Annotated in this window: 1 protein-coding gene; it reads right to left on the minus strand. The window is 76.0% G+C overall.

The features are described from left to right. Positions 1 to 1,132: HNH endonuclease signature motif containing protein (locus tag AC3A5R_RS23075; protein ID WP_487623114.1), on the minus strand; the 1,132-nt coding region annotated here is incomplete at both ends.

A 1,132-nucleotide genomic window follows, 5' to 3' on the forward strand; every position in this document is an offset into this window, starting at 1 on the left:
GGGTTGGGTGGTGTAGCGGCGGCCGGCGGTGGTGCGCCAGTGCACGCGTGCGTCGTTGTCGCGGGTGGCGGTCCAGTGGCCGTGGGTGCGGGTGTTGTGGTGTTCGCGGTGTTTGCTGGTGAGGTTGGTGGTGTCGGTGGGTCCGTGGGGCCAGGGGATGTCGTGGTCGAGGTCGCAGCGGGCGGCGGGGATGGTGCAGCCGGGGCCGCGGCAGGTGCCGTCGACGGCTTCGACGAGGGCGCGGAGGGCGGCGGTGGGCCGGTAGCTGGTGGTGCTGACGGCGTGGGCGGCGCCGGTGGCGGCGTCGATGCCGATGAGGCGCCAGTGGGCGTCGGGGCCGAGCATGAGGTGGCGGGCGTGCTCGGCGTCGACCCAGCCGTAGCCGGGGACCTCGCAGGGCGTGTCGGAGGTGCCGAGCGCGACCGGGAGCGGGACGAGGAGGCTGACGGTGGCGGCGGGGCGCCGGCCCAGCAGGGCCGTCCAGGCGTCCTGCTCGGACGCGTCGGACGGGGTGTCAGAGCTGGCCGCACTGGAGGTGCTGGCGGTTTCGGGGTGGTCGGATGCCGTCAAGGTGTCGGGCACGGTGGCGAAGAGTAGGAGGTCGGTGATGGCGTCGGCGCGCAGGGTGTCGAGGGTGCGGGGGTCGCCGGCGTGCCGGGCGGCGCGGGCCAGGGTGTCGGCGCGTTCCATGGCGGCGATGACCTTGTCGGCGTCGTGGGTGAGGGTCAGGACGCCGAGGCCGTCGGGGTCGAGGCGGGCGAACGCGCCGCGGCGGCGGCGTTTGAGGGCGGCGTCGTGGTCGGCGGCGAGGCAGGCGCGGGTGAGGCGTTGCCGGAACAGGGTCGGTGAGGGTGGGGCGCCGTCCTTGGGGCGCAGCACGGCCTCGATGACCTGGACGGCGGCGGCGTCGTCGTGGAGGTGGCGGACCTGGTCGTGCAGCTGGCGTGCCCGGTGCAGGCTGAGGGTGCCGGCGCGGAGCCGGGCGCGCAGGGTGGCGGCGCCGGGGGAGGGGTCGGTGGCCAGGTCGAGGCGGTCGTGGACCTCTTGGGGGCCGAGGCCGGTGGCGGTGGTGACCTCGAGCCTGGTGAGCCGGTCGGCGTCGAGCCACCCGGTCGGGGTCGTGCCGCCGAGG

The sequence above is a fragment of the Intrasporangium sp. Soil_C_50 genome, from assembly GCF_057656595.1.